The following is a 17,705-nucleotide window of genomic DNA, read 5'->3' on the forward strand; positions in this document are numbered from 1 at the left end:
TCCGGCCCGCCGGGCGACGGCGGCCGTGCCGCCCGGGGCCGGTCCGGCCCGACCCGCCCCGGGCGGCTCAGCGGCCCTCGGCGTCGTCCATCGCCCGGTAGATCCGCTGCTCGGAGACCGGGTACGGGGTGCCGAGCGCCTGGGCGAACACGTTCACCCGCAGCTCCTCGATCATCCAGCGGATCTGCCGCACCGCCGCCGACTGCCGTCGGCTCGGCGGCAGCGCGGCGAGCAGGTCGGCGTACTCCTTCTGCACCACCGCGATCCGGTCCTGCTGCTGGCGGTCCCGCTGCGGGTTGCCCGGCAGCCGGTCCAGCCGCCGTTCGATCGCGGTCAGGTAGCGCAGCAGGTCGGGTAGTCGGGCGTACCCGGTCTCGGTGATGAAGCCGGCGTGCACCAGGCCGGAGAGCTGGGCCCGGATGTCGGCCAGGGCGGCAACCACGGCCAGGTTCTGGGTCTTGCCGAGCCGCTGCTCGACGGCGTACCCGGCGGCGAGCACCTGGCGCACCCGCCCCATCACCTCGACCACGGTGTCCACCAGGTCGGCGCGGACCCGCTCGCGCAGCGCGGCGAAGCCCTCGGCGTCCCACGCGGGGCCGCCGGCGTCGGCGATCAGCCTGTCGATCGCCGCCCCGGCCGCGTCGGAGATGAGCTGCTGCACGCCGCCGTGCGGGTTGCGGCTCAGCGCCAGCTTCGCCTCGTTGGACAGCCGCCCCTGAAGGAACTTCGCCGGGGACGGCACGGTCAGCCGCAGCAGCCGCCGGGTGCCGGCCCAGTGCGCGGCGGCCTGCTCGGCCTCGGAGTCGAAGACCTTCACCCCGACCGTCTGCCCCTCGTCGACCAGCGCCGGGTACGCGGTCACCGCGTACCCCGCGCGGACCTGCTCGATGGTGCGCGGCAGGGTGCCGACGCCCCACTGGGTCAGCCCGGTGCGGGCCACCTCCGGCGCGGCGGCGGCCACCACCTGGCGCACCTCCTGGCGGAGCTGGCGTTGCAGGGCCGGCAGGTCCTTGCCCTCGGCGACGGGCTTGTTCTCCTCGTCGAGCACCCGGAAGCTGACCCGCAGGTGGGCGGGGAGTTTCGCCGGCTCCCAGGCGTCCCGGGGCACGGTCACCCCGGTCATCCGGCGCAGCTGCCGGGTCAGCGCGTCCAGCAGCGGCTCCTCGCCCGGGGTGATCGCCGCGAGCGCCGCCCGGGCGTAGTCGGGGACCGGGACGAAGTTGCGCCGGACCGGCTTGGGCAGCGACCGGATCAGCGCGATCACCATCTCCTCGCGCAGTCCGGGGACCTGCCAGTCGAAGCTCTCCACCGGCACCTGGTTGAGCAGCGGCAGCGGGATGTCCACGGTCACCCCGTCGGTCGAGGTGCCCGGATCGAAGGTGTACGTCAGCGGGAGGGTGACGCCCTCCGTCCGCCACTCGTCCGGGTAGTCGTCCTCGGCGACCCCGCCCCGGCCCGCGTTGACCAGCAACTCCCGGGTGAACGTGAGCAGGTCGGGCCGTTCCCGGCGGGTCTGCTTCCACCAGGCGTCGAAGTGCCGGCCGGACACCACGTCGGCCGGGATCCGCTCGTCGTAGAACTGGAAGATCGTCTCGTCGTCGACCAGGATGTCCCGCCGTCGGGCCCGGTTCTCCAACTCCGCGATCTCGGTCAGCAGCCGCTGGTTGTCCTGCCAGAACTGGTGGTGGGTCTGCCAGTCGCCCTCGACCAGGGCGTGCCGGATGAACAGCTCCCGGGACAGCACCGGGTCGATCCGGCCGAAGTTCACCTTCCGGGCGGTGACCAGCGGCACGCCGTACAGGGTGACCTTCTCGTACGCCAGCACCGCCGCCTGCTTCTTCTCCCAGTGCGGCTCGCTGTAGCTGCGCTTGACCAGGTGCTGGGCCAGCGGCTCGACCCACTCCGGCTCGACCCGGCCGGCCACCCGACCCCACAGCCGGGAGGTCTCCACCAACTCGGCGGCCATCACCCAGCGCGGCGGCTTCTTGAACAGCGCCGATCCCGGGAACAGGGCGAACTTCGCGCCCCGCGCGCCCAGGTACTCGTGCTTCTGCGGGTCCTTGAGCCCGACGTGGGACAGCAGGCCGGCCAGCAGTGACTGGTGGACCTTGGGGGTGTCGATCTCCTCCGGCAGGTCCGCGGCCGGGCCGCGCCGTCCGCCGTCCGCCCCGGCCTCCTTCGCGCCCCGCCCGTCGCGTCCACCGCCGGCCTGATCGGGGGTACGGAGCACCTGGCGGAGCTGGCTGACGATGTCCTGCCACTCGCGCACCCGCAGGTAGTTGAGGTACTCCGCCTTGCACATCCGGCGGAACGCGCTCGACGACAGCTCCCGCTGCTGGTCCCGCAGGTACCGCCACAGGTTCAGCAGCGCGACGAAGTCGGATTCTCTGTCGGCGAACCGGGCGTGCGCCTGGTCGGCCTGGGCCTGTCGCTCCGCCGGCCGCTCGCGCGGGTCCTGGATGGACAGCGCGGCGGCGATCACCATCACCTCGGTGGCGCAGCCGTTGCGCTCGCCCTCAAGGACCATCCGGGCCAGCCGGGGGTCGACCGGGAGCTGGGCCAGCCGCCGGCCCAGCGGGGTGAGCCGCTTGTCCGGGTCGGTCTCGGCCGGGTCGAGCGCGCCCAGCTCGTGCAGCAGGTTCACCCCGTCGGCGACGTTGCGCCGGTCCGGCGGGTCGATGAACGGGAACGCCGCGACGTCGCCCAGCCCGATCGAGGTCATCTGGAGGATGACCGAGGCCAGGTTGGTGCGCAGGATCTCCGGGTCGGTGAACTCCGGGCGGGACAGGAAGTCCGGCTCGTCGTAGAGGCGGATGCAGATGCCGTCCGAGGTGCGCCCGCAGCGGCCCTTACGCTGGTTGGCCGACGCCTGGGACACCGGCTCGATTGGCAGCCGCTGCACCTTCAGCCGGCTGGAGTACCGGGAGATCCGGGCGCTGCCCGGGTCCACCACGTACTTGATGCCGGGCACGGTCAGCGAGGTCTCCGCGACGTTGGTGGCCAGCACCACCCGGCGCCCGCCGTGCGGGGCGAACACCCGGTGCTGCTCGGCGGCGGACAGCCGGGCGTACAGCGGCAGGATCTCGGTGCCGAGCAGCGACCGCTTCTTCTCCACCAGCCTGGCCAGCGCGTCGGCGGTGTCCCGGATCTCCCGCTCGCCGGAGAGGAAGACCAGGATGTCGCCCGGCCCCTCGGCGGCCAGCTCCTCCACCGCGTCGCCGATCGCCTGGATCTGGTCGCGGACGTTCTCCTCGTCGTCGGTCTCGTCGGCCTCGGCCTCGGTGACCTCGACCAGCGGTCGGTACCGCAGCTCCACCGGGTACGTCCGTCCGGACACCTCGACCACCGGCGCCGGTCTGCCCTCCGCCTCCCCCTCGACGGGCGGGGCGGCGAAGTGCCGGGCGAACCGCCCGGTCTCGATGGTCGCCGAGGTGATGATCACCTTGAGGTCGGGGCGGCGGGGGAGGAGCTGTCGCAGGTACCCCAGGATGAAGTCGATGTTGAGGGAGCGCTCGTGCGCCTCGTCGATGATCAGCGTGTCGTACTGGCGCAGCATCCGGTCGGTCTGCAACTCGGCCAGCAGGATGCCATCGGTCATCAGCTTCACCAGGCTGCGGTCGCCGACCTGGTCGTGGAAGCGGACCTTGTAACCGACCACGTCGCCCAGCTCGGTGCCCAGCTCCTCGGCGATCCGGTCGGCCACCGTCCGGGCGGCCAGCCGGCGCGGCTGGGTGTGCCCGATCAGCCCGTGCACCCCACGCCCCAGCTCCAGGCAGATCTTCGGCAGCTGGGTGGTCTTGCCGGAACCGGTCTCGCCGGCCACGATCACCACCTGGTGGTCGCGGATCGCGGCGGCGATGTCGTCCCTGCGTTCGCTGACCGGCAGCCCGGCCGGGTAGGTGATCACGGGCACGGCCGCCCGACGGTCGGCGAGCCGCTGCTCGGCCCGGGCCACATCGGCGGTGATTTCGGCCAGGGCAGCCTCGCGCCGCTGCGGGTCGCGCAGCCGCCGGGCGCCGTCGAGGCGCCGCTGGAGCCGGCGCTGGTCGCGGAACATCAGGGTGGGCAGGCGGCGGTGCAGCTCGCGGACGGTGTCGGACGCGGCCGGTGCGGCGGGAACGGCTGGATTCTGCATGTCGTCGCCAAGGATAGGCAGCCCGAGTGCCGACCGCCCCCCGGTTATCGCCGTCTAGAGTTGACCGCCGACCGACACCGACCGCGGGGACGCCGAGAATGACCATGCGAGACACCGACCGGGCGCTGGTACAGGCCGCCACGGCGGTCGCCAAGCTGCGCTGTCGTAGCGACAACCACACCGTCGCCGCCGCCGCCCGCACCGCCGACGGCCGGGTCTTCACCGGCGTGAACGTCTACCACTTCACCGGTGGGCCGTGCGCCGAGGTGGTCGCGATCGGCGCCGCCGCCACCCAGGGCGCGGGCGCGCTGGAGACGATCGTGGCGGTGGGCGACCGGGGCCGGGGCGTCATCCCGCCGTGCGGCCGGTGCCGACAGGTGCTGCTGGACTACTTCCCGTCGATCCGGGTCATCGTCGGCCCGGCGGACGCGCTGCGCGCCGTGCCGGTCGCCGAGCTGCTGCCCACGGAGTACGTCTGGGCCGACCACCAGGTCGACGCCGGTGCCGGGGTGCCGGCGCCCCGCGAGGACGCGGCCGGCTGACCACCCGGGCGGCCCCCGGCCCCGTGCCGGCCCCGGCTCAGTCGCCCGCCGCCATCTCCAGCATCGACCGGGGGATCGGCACGCCGCCGAACCGGACGTTGCCCTGCGGCACCAGCCAGCTCATCACCCGCACGACGAGCCGGCCGGCCCGGACCGCCGGGTCGTTGCCGTACAGCTCGCGGGCCGCCGCCCGATCGACCGCGAGCACCGCGAAGCCGCGCAGCCGGTCGTCGTCGGGGTCGAGGAAGGGACCGGCCGCCAGGACGAGGCCCCGCTCCACCAGCCCCGCCTGGTGGGCCAGATGGGCGTCGCGCAACCGGTCCGCAGCGTCCCGGGGCAGCTCCGGCGCGTCCTCGGGCCAGGACAGGAGCACGACAGTGTGCTGGTCGAATTCCATGCGACCAGCGTATGGGGGTGAATGGTGCCATCATCGCCTGAACAGGGGTTTCCGAGAAGATGGCGGCTTTTGCCCCTCCGAGCGAAATTGGGGCGGCGACCGGCGACGGCGGGATCCGCGCGGCGGGATCCTCCGGGCTCGGCCTGGCCGGCGTGGCGGCCCTCGGGGCCGCCGGCCTGGGCGCGGGAATGCTGCACGGCGCACGCGATCCCGGATCGACATCCGTCGGTTAGGCGGGTCTGTGCAGCTCAGCTAAGGTAAGGCGAGCCTAAGCTGAGGGAGTTTCGTGACCACCGTCGCCGCGCGGCCGATCCGGGCCGCCAGCCGGCCCGCCCGCGGGTCGGGCCGACGGGTGGCCGTCACCGTGGGCGCTGCGGCGGTGCTGGCGCTCGCCGTGCTCGCCAGCTTCGCCCTCGGCAGCCGGCCGCTCGCGCCCGGCGACGTGTGGCACGCGCTGGTCGCCCCCGACGGCGGGGACGCCACCACCATCGTCCGCGAGCTGCGGATGCCGCGCACCACCCTGGGCATCGTCGTCGGTCTCGCCCTCGCCGTCGCCGGGGTGCTGTTCCAGGCGCTGACCCGCAACCCGCTGGCCGAGCCGCGCATCCTCGGCATCAGCGCCGGCGCGTCGTGCGGCGTGGTGCTGGCCATCGCCGTCTTCGGCGTCGGCAGCCTCGCCGGGTACGTCTGGTTCGGCGTCGCCGGGGCGCTCCTGGCCGGCCTGGCCGTGTTCGCGGTCGCCAACCGGACCCGCGAGGGCGCCTCGCCGGTCACCCTCGCGCTGACCGGCGCCGCGCTCGACGCCAGTCTCGGCGCCGTCGTGTACGCGCTGCTCAGCATCGATGCCCGCACCTTCGAGGAGTACCGGTTCTGGGTGGTCGGCGGGCTGACCGGCCGGGACGTCGGCGTCACCGGTCAGGTGCTGCCGCTCGTCCTCGCCGGGCTCGTGCTGGCCGTCCTGGTCGCCCGGGGCCTGGACGCGCTCGCCCTCGGCGACGACGTGGCCCGGGGACTGGGCCACCGCATCGGCCTGGTCCGCCTCGGCGGTGGCGCGGCCGGGGTGCTGCTCACCGGGGCGGCCGTGGCGGCGGCCGGACCGATCGCGTTCGTCGGGCTCGCCGTGCCGCACCTGGCCCGGGCCCTGGTCGGGGCGGACCACCGGTGGACCCTCGCCGTCGCCGCCCTGCTCGGACCCGCCCTGCTGCTCGGTGCCGACGTCGTCGGCCGGCTCGTCGCCCCGCCCGGCGAGGTGCCCGCCGGGGTGATCACCGCGCTGGTCGGTGCCCCGCTGCTGGCCTTCCTCGTCCGCCGCGCCCGGGTGGTCACCGCGTGAGCGCCCCCGCCACCGGCGTCCGCCCCCGCTCCGCCCCGCCCGGCCGGACCCTGCTGCGCCTCGGCCCACTGCGGGTACCGGTACGCCGCCGGCCGGTGCTGGTCGCCGTCGCGCTGACCGGGCTGCTCGTCGCCGCCGGGGTGCTCAGCCTCTCCCTCGGCACCCCGTACGTCGCCCCGCCCGACGTGCTGCGCGTCCTCTCCGGCGCCGGCACCCCGTACGACCTGGTGGTGCTCGACCTGCGGCTGCCCCGACTCGTCCTCGCGGCGGTGGCCGGCGCGGCGTTCGGCGTCGCCGGCACGCTGATCCAGAGCGTGGCCCGCAACCCGCTGGCCAGCCCGGACGTCATCGGCATCACCCAGGGGGCCGGGCTGGCCGCCACGATCGCGCTGACCGGCGGGGCCGCCGCCGTCCTGGTCGCCCCGGCGGCGCTGCTCGGCGGGCTGGCCGCGGCGGCACTGGTGCTCGCCCTCGGTGCCCGGCACGGGCTGGCCGCCCAGCGGTTCGTCCTCGCCGGGGTCGCGGTGGCCTTCGCGCTGCGGGCGCTGATCGAGGTGGTCCTGATGACCGTCGACCCGATCGACGGGATGCGCGCCCAGATCTGGCTGGTCGGCACCCTCGCCGGAAAGGGTTGGACCGAGGCGGCATGGATCGCGGTCACCCTGCTGGTGCTGCTGCCCGTGCTGCTCTGGGCCGGCTGGGCACTGAACAGCACCGCCCTGGACGACGACACCGCACGCGGGATCGGCGTCCGCCCGGTCGCCCGCCGGATCGGCCTGGCCGGCACCGGGGTGCTCGCCGCCGCGATGGTCACCGCGCAGGTCGGCGCCGTCGACTTCGTCTCCCTGGTCGCGCCCCAGCTCGCCCGCCGGCTGGTCCGGGCCGAGCGTCCCCCGCTGCTCTGCTCCGCCCTGCTCGGCGCGCTGCTGCTGGTCCTCGCCGACCTCGCCGGCCGCCGGCTGCTCGCCCCCACCCAACTCCCGGCGGGCGTGCTGACCGCCGCGATCGGCGGGCCGTATCTGATCTTCCTGCTGCTGCGCGGACGCCGGAGGCCGTCCTGATGCCCACGACCGCCCCCGCTGGCCCGCTGCCACCGTCCCCCGCCCCCGTCGGCCCACCCGCATCCCCTTCTGTCGTCCCCTCCCGAGGAGCCGCGATGCTCTCCACCCGCGACCTGGTCGTCGGCTACGACGAGCGGACCGTCCTGGACGGCCTCGACCTTGAGCTGCCCGCCGACGCCTTCACGGTCGTCGTCGGGCCGAACGCCTGCGGCAAGTCGACGCTGCTGCGCACCATGGCCCGGCTGCTCACCCCCAGCCGGGGCGCGGTGCTGCTCGACGGCACCGCGATCCGGGACCTGCCGACCCGGGAGGTCGCCCAACGTCTCGGCGTGCTGCCGCAGAGCCCGCTGGTGCCCGAGGGGGTCACGGTCGCCGACCTGGTGGGCCGGGGCCGGCAGCCGTACCAGCGGTGGTGGCGGCAGTGGTCGGAGCAGGACAGCGCCGCCGTCGACGAGGCGATGGAGCTCGCCGACGTGGCCGGCCTCGCCGACCGGCCGGTGGACACCCTCTCCGGCGGGCAGCGGCAGCGGGTCTGGATCGCGATGACCCTGGCCCAGGACACCGAGGCGCTGCTGCTGGACGAGCCGACCACCTTCCTCGACCTGGCCCACCAGGTGGAGGTGCTGGACCTACTGCACCGGCTGCGCGCCGAGCGGGGCCGGACCGTGGTCGCCGTGCTGCACGACCTCAACCAGGCCGCCCGGTACGCCGACCACCTGATCGCCATGCGCTCCGGCCGGGTGGTGGCCGCCGGCCCGCCCCGGAAGATCCTCACCGTGGAGCTGGTCCGCGACGTCTTCGGGCTCGACTGCGTCGTCGTGCCCTGCCCGGTGACCGGCGCGCCCCTGGTCGTACCGGCCCTCACCGGCCCTTCCCTGGCAGCCCTCGCCTGGGCCGCCTCCTCCGTCACCTCCTCCGGCCCACCGGCTGGCGGAACCCTCTGAAAGGAACATCGATGCGTCGTCTCGCCGCCGTGCTCACCGCGGCCGTCGCCCTGAGCGTCGGACTCACCGCCTGCGGAGAGAGCGACCCCGTCGCCGACACCGCTGCCGGGGACACCCGGGAGATCACCCACGCCATGGGCACCACCAAGGTCCCGGCCGACCCGAAGCGGGTCGTGGTCCTCGACACAGACAAGATCGACACAACGCTGTCGCTGGGCATCACACCGGTCGGTGCGGCCACCGCGGGCGAGGCGAAGGGCTGGCCGACCTACTTCGGCGAGGAGAAGCTGGCCGGGATCAAGACGGTCGGGGTGGTCACCGAGCCCGACCTGGAGGCGATCAACGCCCTCAAGCCCGACCTGATCCTGGGCAGCAAGTTCCGCCAGGAGAAGTTCTACGACGAGTTGGCCGCCATCGCCCCGACGGTGTTCACCGAGCAGGTGGGCATCACCTGGAAGGAGAACCTCCTCCTCGACGGCAAGGCGCTCGGCAAGGAGGAGCAGGCCCGTGAGCTGCTCACCACGTACGAGAAGCGGGCCGCGGACTTCGGCGCGAAGCTCGGCGACGCCGCCCAGCGGAAGATCTCCATCGTGCGCTTCATGCCCGGCGCGATCCGGGTCTACGGCCCGGACTCCTTCTCCGGCATCGTGATCGGTGACACCGGGCTGGGCCGCCCCGAGCGGCAGAAGCTCGCCGACAAGGAGGACAAGCGCTTCGACGCGGTCAGCCCCGAGCGGGTCAACGAGGTCGACGCCGACGTCATCTTCGTGACCGCGTACGGCGAGAAGGCCGCAGCCGAGCAGAGCACCGTCTCCGGCGGCACGTTGTGGAAGGGCCTGTCCGCGGTGAAGGCCGGCAAGGCGTACCCGGTCTCCGACGAGGTCTGGATGACCGGCATCGGCGTCGGCGCCGCCAACAAGATCATCGACGACCTGGAGAAGTACCTCTCCTGATCGGCCCTCGCGCCGCCCCGCTGGCATGATCGCGCTCGATCCAGGAAGTAGTGGCCTCTGACGTACAGGAGGCCACTACTTCCATGTTCGAGCGCGATCATGCCCAGTGCGTCCCTGGCGGCGGTGGTGGCGGGAGCGCAGCGCCTCCCGCACCTCGGCGACGAAGCCGTCGAAGTCGTCGCGCAGGCGTCGCGCCGTCACATGAAGCACGAGCCAGTCCCCGCCGATGAGCCGGTTGAGCCGACGGCGGTCGCGGTGGAACTGCTCGGGGTCGTCGTGCCAGAGCCCGTCGTACTCGACGGCGACCTTGAATTCGGGCCAGGCCAGGTCCAGCCGGGCCACGAACCGCCCACCGTCGGAGACGACCCACTGGGTACGCGGCCGGGGCAGCCCGGCCAGCACCAGCCGCACCCTGGTCCGGGACTCCTGCGGCGACTCGGCCCCCGGGTCGGCCAGGTCAACCGCGCGCAGCAGGGAACGCCAGCCCCGCAGCCCGGCCCGGGCCAGCGCGTACTCGCGCAGCGCCGAAACGTCGGTGAGGCGACGCGCCAGCAGTCCGTCGATGACGACGACCGCCTCCACGGCGTCCAGCCAGCGGGCCAGGTCCCAGCAGGTACGGGCCGGAGTGGTCACGAGCACGCCCACCCGATCGGCGACATCCGACGGATCCACCTCGCCCCGATGCACCCGCAGCCCCGTCATCGGCCCCTGCCGGCGTCCCACCCTCGGGTCCTGCCGATCGCCCCCTGCTGGTTCCTGCCGGTGGTCACCTCCTGGTACCGACCGGGGCGCTGCCTTCGGGTGCGAGGGTAGGGGGAACGGCCCTTTGGGCGTCAGGACGTCGATCGGCTCGTCGAGGGCGACGCGTCCCACCCCGTACAACGCCGCCGCTGATCGCCCGGCGACGGCCGTGCCGGGTGGCACCAGCCAGCGGGCCACGGCAGTGCACCGGTGGCGGTGGGTGACCGTGAGGTGGGCGTCCGCGTACACGTCCCGGAACAACGGGCGCCAGGCGGAACTGCGCAGTTCGTTGCGGGTGAGGAGACCGTCGGACACGGCCACCGATCCACGGAAGATTCGGCCTCGCAACTGCGGAGGTCGGAGCGGAGCTTTTGGCATGCCCCGACTCTGCCGATTTCGATCGGACTCCGCCGTCCCCTGTGGATAACCCCGTTGTGGCCCCTCAAGGTCGTGTCAAGGTCGTGTCAAGGTCGTGCTCGATCCGGGAAACAGGGGCCTCCGGGCGCCACGGTGACCACTGTTTCCCGGATCGAGCGTGACCTTGCAGCGGCAACCTCCACGTCGACAGCCGCGGCCAAGCCCGGAACGGGCCGACGCGCCGCCTCCCACGGCCAAGCCCGGAACGGGCCGACGCGCCGCCTCCCGTGGACGGGTGGGAGGCGGCGCGTCGGATTGGGGCCGGGTCAGGCGGCGGTGGACCAGATGGCGCGGAAGGCGGCGGCCTCGCCCGCCAGCCACTGCTCGACCTGTTGGGGCTTGACGCTGTTCGGCATCCGGTATGCCTCGCCTCGGCGGACGTCTACCAGGACCGGGGCGGCGTGGGGGAGGACGGCGTCCATGTGTCGGGCCATCAGGTGCAGGGTGGCCAGGGCCGCCTCCTCACTGGGCGGGGCCTCGTCGAAGTGCAGGCGGACGGCCTCGGCGCGGCCGTCCTCGGCGTACCGGATGCCGAAGTGGGGGTTGATCTTGACGGGGAGGTCGCCGAGCATGGCCAGGGCGTCGCGGGTCTGGGCCAGGTCGACGGCGGTCGGCTCGCCGAGGGAGCGCAGCCAGGTCGTCGCGCCCGGCACGAGCGCCTGGTAGAGCGGGCGCCAGCGCGGCTTGACCACGTCGGCGACCTGCGCCAGGTGGGTGCCGCCGGTGTGGAACGCGACGTCGGCCTTGAGCGCCTTGACGAACTGGCCGTGCGGGTTGAAGCCGTGCCGGCTCGCCCGCTGCTTGCGCAGGCCCCCGACGAAGGTTGCCTTGGTGGGCCCGGTGCGGTCGACGTACCGGGTGAAGCCGAGGAGGGTGGCGTAGGGCGGGAGGGTGCTGGAGGTGGACGCGTTCACGGAAGTCCTCCCAGGTCAGGACTTGGTTTAGTACACACATTCTAATCGATGGGTCTGACATCGCCCAGTGAAAAGGAGGGGCAGCCCGGACGTCCGGACTGCCCCTCCTGTGCCGATCGGCTAGAGCTGGCCGACGTCCGTGATCCGGACTGCGGCTGCGCCCACCTCGTCGGAGGCGGCCAGGTCGATCTCGGCGCTGATGCCCCAGTCGTGGTCCTCGTCCGGGTCGTCGAGGATCTGCCGGACCGTCCACCGCTCGCGGCCCTGCTCGATCATCAGCAGCGCCGGACCGCGGGCGTCCGGGCCGATCCCGATCGAGTCGTACGTCTCGAAGTACGGCTCCAGCGCGTCGGCCCACGCGTCCGCGTTCCAGCCGTCCCCGGCGTCCAGCTCCCCGAGCAGGTCCCAGCGGCGCAGGGCCGCCAGCTCGACCCGGCGGAACAGCGCGTTGCGCACCAGCACCCGGAACGCCCGGGTGTTGCGGGTGACCGCCGGCGGCCGGTCGTCCAGGTTGGCGTACGCCTCGGCGGCCTCGGCGACGTCGGAGGGGTTGCGCAGCCGCTCCCACTCGTCGATCAGGCTGGAGTCGACCTGGCGGACCAGCTCGCCCAGCCACTCGATGAGGTCGACCAGTTCCTCGGTCTTGGCGTCCTCGGGGACGGTCTGGCGCAGCGTCTTGTACGCGTCGGCGAGGTACCGCAGCACCAGCCCCTCGGAGCGGGTGAGGGAGTAGAACTGCACGTACTCGGTGAAGGTCATCGCCCGTTCGTACATGTCGCGGACGACCGACTTGGGGGACAGCTGGTGGTCGGCGACCCAGGGGTGCCCCTGCCGGTACATCTCGTACGCGGCCTCCAGCAGCTCCGCGAGGGGCTTCGGGTGGGTCACCTCGTCGAGCAGTTCGAGGCGGGCCTCGTACTCGATGCCCTCGGCCTTCATCGCGGCGACCGCCTCGCCACGGGCCTTGAACTGCTGCGCGGAGAGCACCTGGCGGGGGTCGTCGAGGATCGACTCGATCACCGATAGCACGTCGAGGGCGTACGACGGGGACTCGGCGTCCAGCAGCTCGATGGTGGCCAGGGCGAGCGGCGACAGCGGCTGGTTGAGCGCGAAGTCGAGCTGGAGGTCGACGGTGAGCCGGACCCGGCGGCCGGTCTCGTCCGGCTCGGGCAGTTCCTCCACCACCCCGCCGGCGCGCAGCGCCCGGTAGATGGCGATCGCCCGGCGGATGTGCCGGCGCTGGGCGGCGGGCTCCTCGTGGCTGTCGGTGAGCAGGTGCCGCATCGCGGTGAACGCGTCGCCGGGGCGGCCGATGACGTTGAGCAGCATCGAGTGGCTGACCTGGAAGCTGGAGGTCAGCGGTTCCGGCTCGGCCTCGACGAGGCGGTCGAAGGTGGGCCGGCCCCAGCCGATCGAGCCCTCCGGCGGCTTCTTGCGTACCACCTTGCGCCGCTTCTTCGGGTCGTCGCCGGCCTTGGCGAGGGCCTTCTCGTTGTCGATGACGTGCTCGGGGGCCTGCACGACGACCCGGCCGATGGTGTCGAAGCCCGCCCGGCCGGCCCGGCCGGCGATCTGGTGGAACTCGCGGTTCTTGAGCAGCCGGGTGCGGATGCCGTCGTACTTGCTCAGGCCGGTGAACAGCACGGTGCGGATCGGCACGTTGATGCCGACGCCGAGGGTGTCGGTGCCGCAGATGACCTTGAGCAGACCGGCCTGGGCCAGGGTCTCGACGAGGCGGCGGTACTTCGGCAGCATGCCGGCGTGGTGTACGCCGATGCCGTGCCGGACCAGCCTCGACAGGGTCTTGCCGAACCCGGAGGTGAACCGGAACCGGCCGATCGCCTCGGCGATCATGTCCTTCTCGGCCCGGCTGGCGACGTTGACGCTCATCAGCGCCTGGGCGCGCTCCAGGGCGGCGGCCTGGGTGAAGTGCACGACGTACACGGGGGCCTGCTTGGTCTCCAGCAGCTCCTCGAGGGTCTCGTGCATCGGCGTCATCGCGTACGTGAAGATGAGCGGGACCGGGCGCTCGGCCGAGCGGACGACGGCGGTCGGCCGGCCGGTGCGCCGGGTGAGATCGTCGACGAAGCGGGTGGTGTCGCCGAGGGTGGCCGACATCAGCACGAACTGCGCCTGGGGCAGCTCGATGATCGGCACCTGCCAGGCCCAGCCCCGGTCCGGCTCGGCGTAGAAGTGGAACTCGTCCATGACCACCTGGCCGACGTCGGCCCGCTCGCCCTCGCGCAGCGCGAGGTTGGCCAGGATCTCGGCCGTGCAGCAGATGATCGGGGCGTCGGCGTTGACGCTGGCGTCGCCGGTGAGCATGCCGACGTTGTCGGCGCCGAAAACCTCGCAGAGGGCGAAGAACTTCTCCGACACCAGGGCCTTGATCGGGGCGGTGTAGAAGGTGGTCCGGCTGTCGGCCAGGGCGGCGAAGTGCGCGGCGATCGCCACCAGGCTCTTGCCCGAGCCGGTCGGCGTGTTCATGATCACGTTCGCGCCGGAGACGATCTCGATGACCGCCTCCTCCTGGTGGGAGTAGAGGTCGAGACCGCGCTCCTTCGCCCAGCCGGCGAACGCGTCGAAGAGGGTGTCGGGGTCGGCGCTTGTCGGCAGCGCGGCGGTGAGCGTCATAGCCCGTCCATCGTGCCTGCCGCAGGCCCTCCCGCGCCAACCGGGGAGCCTGCCGGTCACGCCCGGCGGTGGATCAGGTCGAGGACCGGGCGGCCGGCGGCCAGCGCGCGGCGCTCGAACTTGGTGACCGGCCGGTGGGCGGGACGCGGGGCGTACCTGCCGTGCACGTCGGCCAGCCCCGGGTCGGCGGTGAGCGTCTCGCGCATCGACTCGGCGTACTCGGCCCAGTCGGTGGCACAGTGCAGCGTCCCACCGGGGGCCAGCCGGGAGCGCAGCAGCGCCACGTGCGCCGGCTGGATGATCCGCCGCTTGTGGTGTCGCGACTTCGGCCACGGGTCGGGGAAGAACACGTGCACCGCGTCCAGCGAGCCCTCCGGCAGCGCCCGGACCAGGTCCAGCGCGTCGCCCCGCCCGACCCGCACGTTGCCCAGGCCGTGGCGCTCCACCAGACCCAGCAGGTTGGCGATTCCGGGCGTGTGCACCTCGACGGCCAGATAGTCTCGGTTCGGGTCGCCGATGGCCATCTCGGCCGTGGCGTCCCCCATCCCGGAGCCGATCTCCAGCACCACGGGGGCCCGGCGGCCGAACAGCGCCGCCAGGTCCACCGGCGCGGCGAGGTCGTCGGTGATCGTCATGCCGTACGCCGGCCAGAGCCGGTCCAGGTCGTCGACCTGACGGTCGCTCATCCGGCCGCGCCGGGGGTGGAAGGTGCGGATCCGGGGCGCGTGCGGCGGCACGGTCGCGGCGGGGTTCGGGTCAGTGGAGGTCACAGCGACCCGAGCGTACGCGACGGCCACGCCGGACCGGATGTGATGTACGACCGGGACGGGCGGACCCGTCCCGTACGGCAGGCCGGGCGGCCGGTGCCCGGCGTCGCGCTACCGCGCCGGGAGGGATCATGGGGTCAGCCACGCGCCTCGGCGCCGCGCTGGCGGTCGTGGTCGCCACGGTCGCCGGCCCGCTCGCGGTCAGCGCCGTCAGCGTGGTCGCCGGCCCGCTCGCGGGGGTCGCCCGGGCCGCGGGTGCCCCGGCGGTCGCCCCGGCACCCGGTGCCCCCTTGGTCGCCCGGGCCGCCGGCGCTCCCGTGGTCGCCCCGGCGCCCGGGTCGTCGGCCGGCCAGCCCGGCGGCGGCCAGCCCGGCTGGCTCGTCTTCGTCGAGGTCAGCCCCGGCACGGTGCAGCCCGGTTACCTGGTCGGCATCCGGGCGAGCTGCCACGACAACTCGGTGCCGGCCATCGTGGTCTCCGACGCCTTCGGCCGGGTCGCCGCCCGACCGGACCGTGGTCTGCTGACGGCGTCCCCGATGGTCCGGGAGCGGGTCTGGCCGGGCAACTACCGGGTCAAGCTGGAGTGCCGGGGCGGGGAGACCGCGACCACGATGCTCCAGGTGGTCAAGCGGACGCCCTCGCCCCCGCCCTCGCCCACCCACCGGCCGACGCGCGAGCCGGCCCCGCATCCGACGCACCCCGCGGCGCAGCACCCGAGCCGGGGCCCGAACACCGGCTTCGGCGGCACCGCCGGGGCGGCCACCGGCGGGCTGCTGCTGCCCGGGGGTGTGGCGCTGGCCGTGGCCGGGGTGACGATCGGCCTGGCCACCAGGCGCCGGCCCCGCGCCCGCCGCGCCGCCGCCGGGCGTTGAGGCCGGTCGTGGCCTCCGCACGCGTACCCCGGTTGCCCGCCCCGCCGGCCGGCGCCGGGCAGCCGGCGGAGCGCCGGCTGTGGTCGGTGCCGGTCGCCGTGGTCCTGGTGCTGGTGGGCGTCTTCGCCACCGGCGCGGGGCTGGGCCGGGTGTCCGGGCCGCTCGACTGGGTCGCCGGAACCGTCGGCCGAGCCACCCCCTCCGCCGCCGGGCTGGCGGCCAGCCGACCGGTGTCCCTGGCCGTGCCGGCGATCCGGGTGTCCGCGCCCGTGGCGCCGGTCGGGCAGGCGCCCGACGGGTCGGTCGACGTGCCGCCGCTGGCGAAAGCGGACGAGACCGGCTGGTACGACCGTGGCCCGACGCCGGGTGAGCCCGGCCGGGCGGTGATAGTCGGGCACGTGGACACGAAGAGCGGCCCCGCGGTCTTCTACGACCTGGGCAAACTCAGGACCGGCGACCGGATCGAGGTGACCCGCGCCGACGGCGACGTGGTGCTCTTCGCGGTGGACTCGGTCGAGCACTTCGGCAAGGACGCCCTGCCCGCCGACCGGGTGTACGGCGACGACGGGCCGCCGGGGCTGCGGCTGATCACCTGCGGCGGCCAGTGGGTGGGCGGGCGGACCGGCTACGCCGACAACGTGGTCGCCTTCGCCTCGCTGGTGGACACCCGCCGTCCCTGACGGCCCCCTGACGTGGTGAAGGGGCTGCGCGCCGGCCTGGCCGTCAGGCCACCTGCGTTCGCAGCGCCGTCAGCTCCGACTCCTCGGCGCCATGCTTCACGAGGTAGGCGGAGACGGAACCATGGATGCTGCGAATCCAGAGCATCGCCCGGTGGATGAGGGTGGCGGAGACAGGAAGGGTGCCGTGTCCTGCGGTGGACGACGCCGTGTTCGCGGTCAGGCCCAGCTCGGCGTTCGACCGGAGGAAATCCGCGGTGACCTCCGCCTCGGATGCTCCCAGCAACGTCTGAAGGACGGCAACGACGACACCTGTCCGGTCCTTGCCGGAGGCGCAGTGCACCAGTACGGGCGGGCCCGGGGTGAGAAGACAACGAATGACAGCGACCGAGGAACGCCCCGCGTGCCCGGCCATGAACGGGTAGAGCTCCAACTGGTCGCTCGGCCAGTTGCGCTCGGCGAACACCGGCGCACGCACGTGCCGGAAGCCGAGCCCGTCCCGTACGTCCGGCCTGTCGGTCATCTCCGGGACGCTGCGCAGGTCGACGACCGTGCGTACGCCCAGCCGCTCCAACGACTGTGCTCCTGCCGGCAGCAGCTCATGCAGCGCACCGGACCGGTACAGCACGCCACGACGCAGGGCCCCGACGCCGCCCGCATCCCGGAAGTTCCGCACACCGGGAACGACGACCGGTGTGGGAGCCGTCTCGGCCTGATCAACAACAGCAGTCACGTAGCCGAAACTACTGGTCCGGGCACCTGCCGCCGAGGCCAGCCCCCGGTCAGCCACGGGCGCGGGCCCAGGACAGGAGACGGTCGGTTCCGGCCGGTGCGCGCGGCTGCCCAGCGTTGGCGGAGGCGATTGGTCCGCGCGTCGTCTCATGATCGTCTGTCGTTCAGCGAGAACCGGCACGGCGTGTCGTGTCGGTTCTCGGCAGACGATCATGGCACCGAGACACGCGGACAACCTTCCCGGCGCCGGCTTGTGGTCAGGGCCGGGGTGGCACCTGCTGGACAACCTCGAACTCCAGCAGGCTCGCGCCGGAGGCGACCGGGCGCCGCTGTTCGCCGCCCTCGCCGTCGGCGTGCGCGGCCCGCGACGGCCCGGCGGCCCACGCCTGGTAGGCCTCCTCGGTCTCCCACCTCGTGTAGACGAAGTAGCGCTTCTCGCCGCCGGTCGGGCGCAGCAGCTCGAAGCCGAGGAAACCGGGGGAGCCCTCCACCGCGCCGGCCCGGGCCGCGAACCGCCGCTCCAGCTCCTCGCCCGCGCCCTCCGGAACGTCGATCGCGTTGATCTTCACGACTGCCATGGGTCCAC

The 17,705-nt window shown here is 73.5% G+C and carries 15 protein-coding genes; 7 read left to right on the forward strand and 8 right to left on the reverse strand.

Features of this window, described 5'->3' with window-relative positions; genetic code table 11:
* Positions 1–67 precede the first annotated feature (67 nt).
* The gene (gene hrpA / locus ACFYZF_RS11860; RefSeq protein WP_387018783.1) at positions 68–4,135 is read right to left on the reverse strand and encodes an ATP-dependent RNA helicase HrpA; all 4,068 of its coding nucleotides are present in this window, start codon (positions 4,133–4,135) and stop codon (positions 68–70) included.
* 98 nt (positions 4,136–4,233) lie between these two features.
* Between hrpA and ACFYZF_RS11865 the strand changes: the two genes are divergently transcribed.
* Positions 4,234–4,677 carry a cytidine deaminase gene (locus ACFYZF_RS11865; RefSeq protein WP_387018786.1) on the forward strand — a complete coding sequence of 148 codons (444 nt, stop codon included), beginning with the start codon at positions 4,234–4,236 and terminating at the stop codon, positions 4,675–4,677.
* Between the two features lie 37 nt (positions 4,678–4,714).
* Here ACFYZF_RS11865 and ACFYZF_RS11870 read toward each other — a convergent pair whose 3' ends face one another.
* A complete protein-coding gene (locus tag ACFYZF_RS11870) occupies positions 4,715–5,074 on the reverse strand; it encodes a YciI family protein (protein WP_387018789.1) in 360 nt (119 codons plus the stop codon).
* A 286-nt stretch (positions 5,075–5,360) separates the two neighbouring features.
* On the opposite strand from ACFYZF_RS11870, the gene ACFYZF_RS11875 reads away from it, so the two are divergent.
* From ACFYZF_RS11875 to ACFYZF_RS11890, 4 genes are all read left to right on the forward strand, one after another.
* Positions 5,361–6,407: a FecCD family ABC transporter permease gene (locus tag ACFYZF_RS11875; RefSeq protein ID WP_387018792.1), complete on the forward strand. Its 1,047-nt coding sequence runs from the start codon at positions 5,361–5,363 to the stop codon at positions 6,405–6,407.
* Complete coding sequence (locus ACFYZF_RS11880; protein ID WP_387018794.1) at positions 6,404–7,468, forward strand: FecCD family ABC transporter permease; 1,065 nt, start codon at positions 6,404–6,406, stop codon at positions 7,466–7,468. The genes ACFYZF_RS11875 and ACFYZF_RS11880 overlap by 4 nt, the downstream gene beginning before the upstream one ends.
* A 95-nt stretch (positions 7,469–7,563) precedes the next feature.
* Positions 7,564–8,412, forward strand: a complete 849-nt coding sequence (locus tag ACFYZF_RS11885) for an ABC transporter ATP-binding protein (protein ID WP_387018797.1) — start codon at positions 7,564–7,566, stop codon at positions 8,410–8,412.
* Positions 8,413–8,423: 11 nt separating this feature from the next.
* A complete protein-coding gene (locus tag ACFYZF_RS11890) occupies positions 8,424–9,365 on the forward strand; it encodes an ABC transporter substrate-binding protein (protein ID WP_387018800.1) in 942 nt (313 codons plus the stop codon).
* 75 nt (positions 9,366–9,440) lie between these two features.
* On the opposite strand, the gene ACFYZF_RS11895 is transcribed toward ACFYZF_RS11890, so the two are convergent.
* From ACFYZF_RS11895 to trmB, 4 genes are all read right to left on the reverse strand, one after another.
* Complete coding sequence (locus tag ACFYZF_RS11895; RefSeq protein WP_387018804.1) at positions 9,441–10,421, reverse strand: endonuclease domain-containing protein; 981 nt, start codon at positions 10,419–10,421, stop codon at positions 9,441–9,443.
* A gap of 368 nt (positions 10,422–10,789) precedes the next feature.
* A complete protein-coding gene (locus ACFYZF_RS11900) occupies positions 10,790–11,437 on the reverse strand; it encodes a hypothetical protein (RefSeq protein ID WP_387018806.1) in 648 nt (215 codons plus the stop codon).
* 120 nt (positions 11,438–11,557) lie between these two features.
* Entirely contained in the window at positions 11,558–14,071 is a 2,514-nt protein-coding gene (locus tag ACFYZF_RS11905) for a DEAD/DEAH box helicase (RefSeq protein ID WP_387018809.1), read from the reverse strand.
* Positions 14,072–14,127: 56 nt separating this feature from the next.
* Positions 14,128–14,841 carry a tRNA (guanosine(46)-N7)-methyltransferase TrmB gene (gene trmB, locus ACFYZF_RS11910; RefSeq protein WP_387018811.1) on the reverse strand — a complete coding sequence of 238 codons (714 nt, stop codon included), beginning with the start codon at positions 14,839–14,841 and terminating at the stop codon, positions 14,128–14,130.
* 128 nt (positions 14,842–14,969) lie between these two features.
* Here trmB and ACFYZF_RS11915 point away from each other — a divergent pair, with 128 nt between their 5' ends.
* Both ACFYZF_RS11915 and ACFYZF_RS11920 read left to right on the forward strand, forming a co-directional pair.
* Entirely contained in the window at positions 14,970–15,710 is a 741-nt protein-coding gene (locus ACFYZF_RS11915; RefSeq protein WP_387018814.1) for a hypothetical protein, read from the forward strand.
* Positions 15,711–15,718: 8 nt separating this feature from the next.
* Positions 15,719–16,390 carry a class F sortase gene (locus tag ACFYZF_RS11920; protein WP_387018816.1) on the forward strand — a complete coding sequence of 224 codons (672 nt, stop codon included), beginning with the start codon at positions 15,719–15,721 and terminating at the stop codon, positions 16,388–16,390.
* Positions 16,391–16,433: 43 nt separating this feature from the next.
* On the opposite strand, the gene ACFYZF_RS11925 is transcribed toward ACFYZF_RS11920, so the two are convergent.
* Complete coding sequence (locus tag ACFYZF_RS11925) at positions 16,434–17,120, reverse strand: tyrosine-protein phosphatase (RefSeq protein ID WP_387018819.1); 687 nt, start codon at positions 17,118–17,120, stop codon at positions 16,434–16,436.
* Positions 17,121–17,376: 256 nt separating this feature from the next.
* Complete coding sequence (locus ACFYZF_RS11930) at positions 17,377–17,697, reverse strand: antibiotic biosynthesis monooxygenase family protein (RefSeq protein ID WP_387018822.1); 321 nt, start codon at positions 17,695–17,697, stop codon at positions 17,377–17,379.
* Positions 17,698–17,705: the final 8 nt, after the last annotated feature.

It is taken from the genome of Micromonospora sp. NPDC001898, from assembly GCF_042891255.1.
Classification (GTDB): Bacteria; Actinomycetota; Actinomycetes; order Mycobacteriales; family Micromonosporaceae; genus Micromonospora.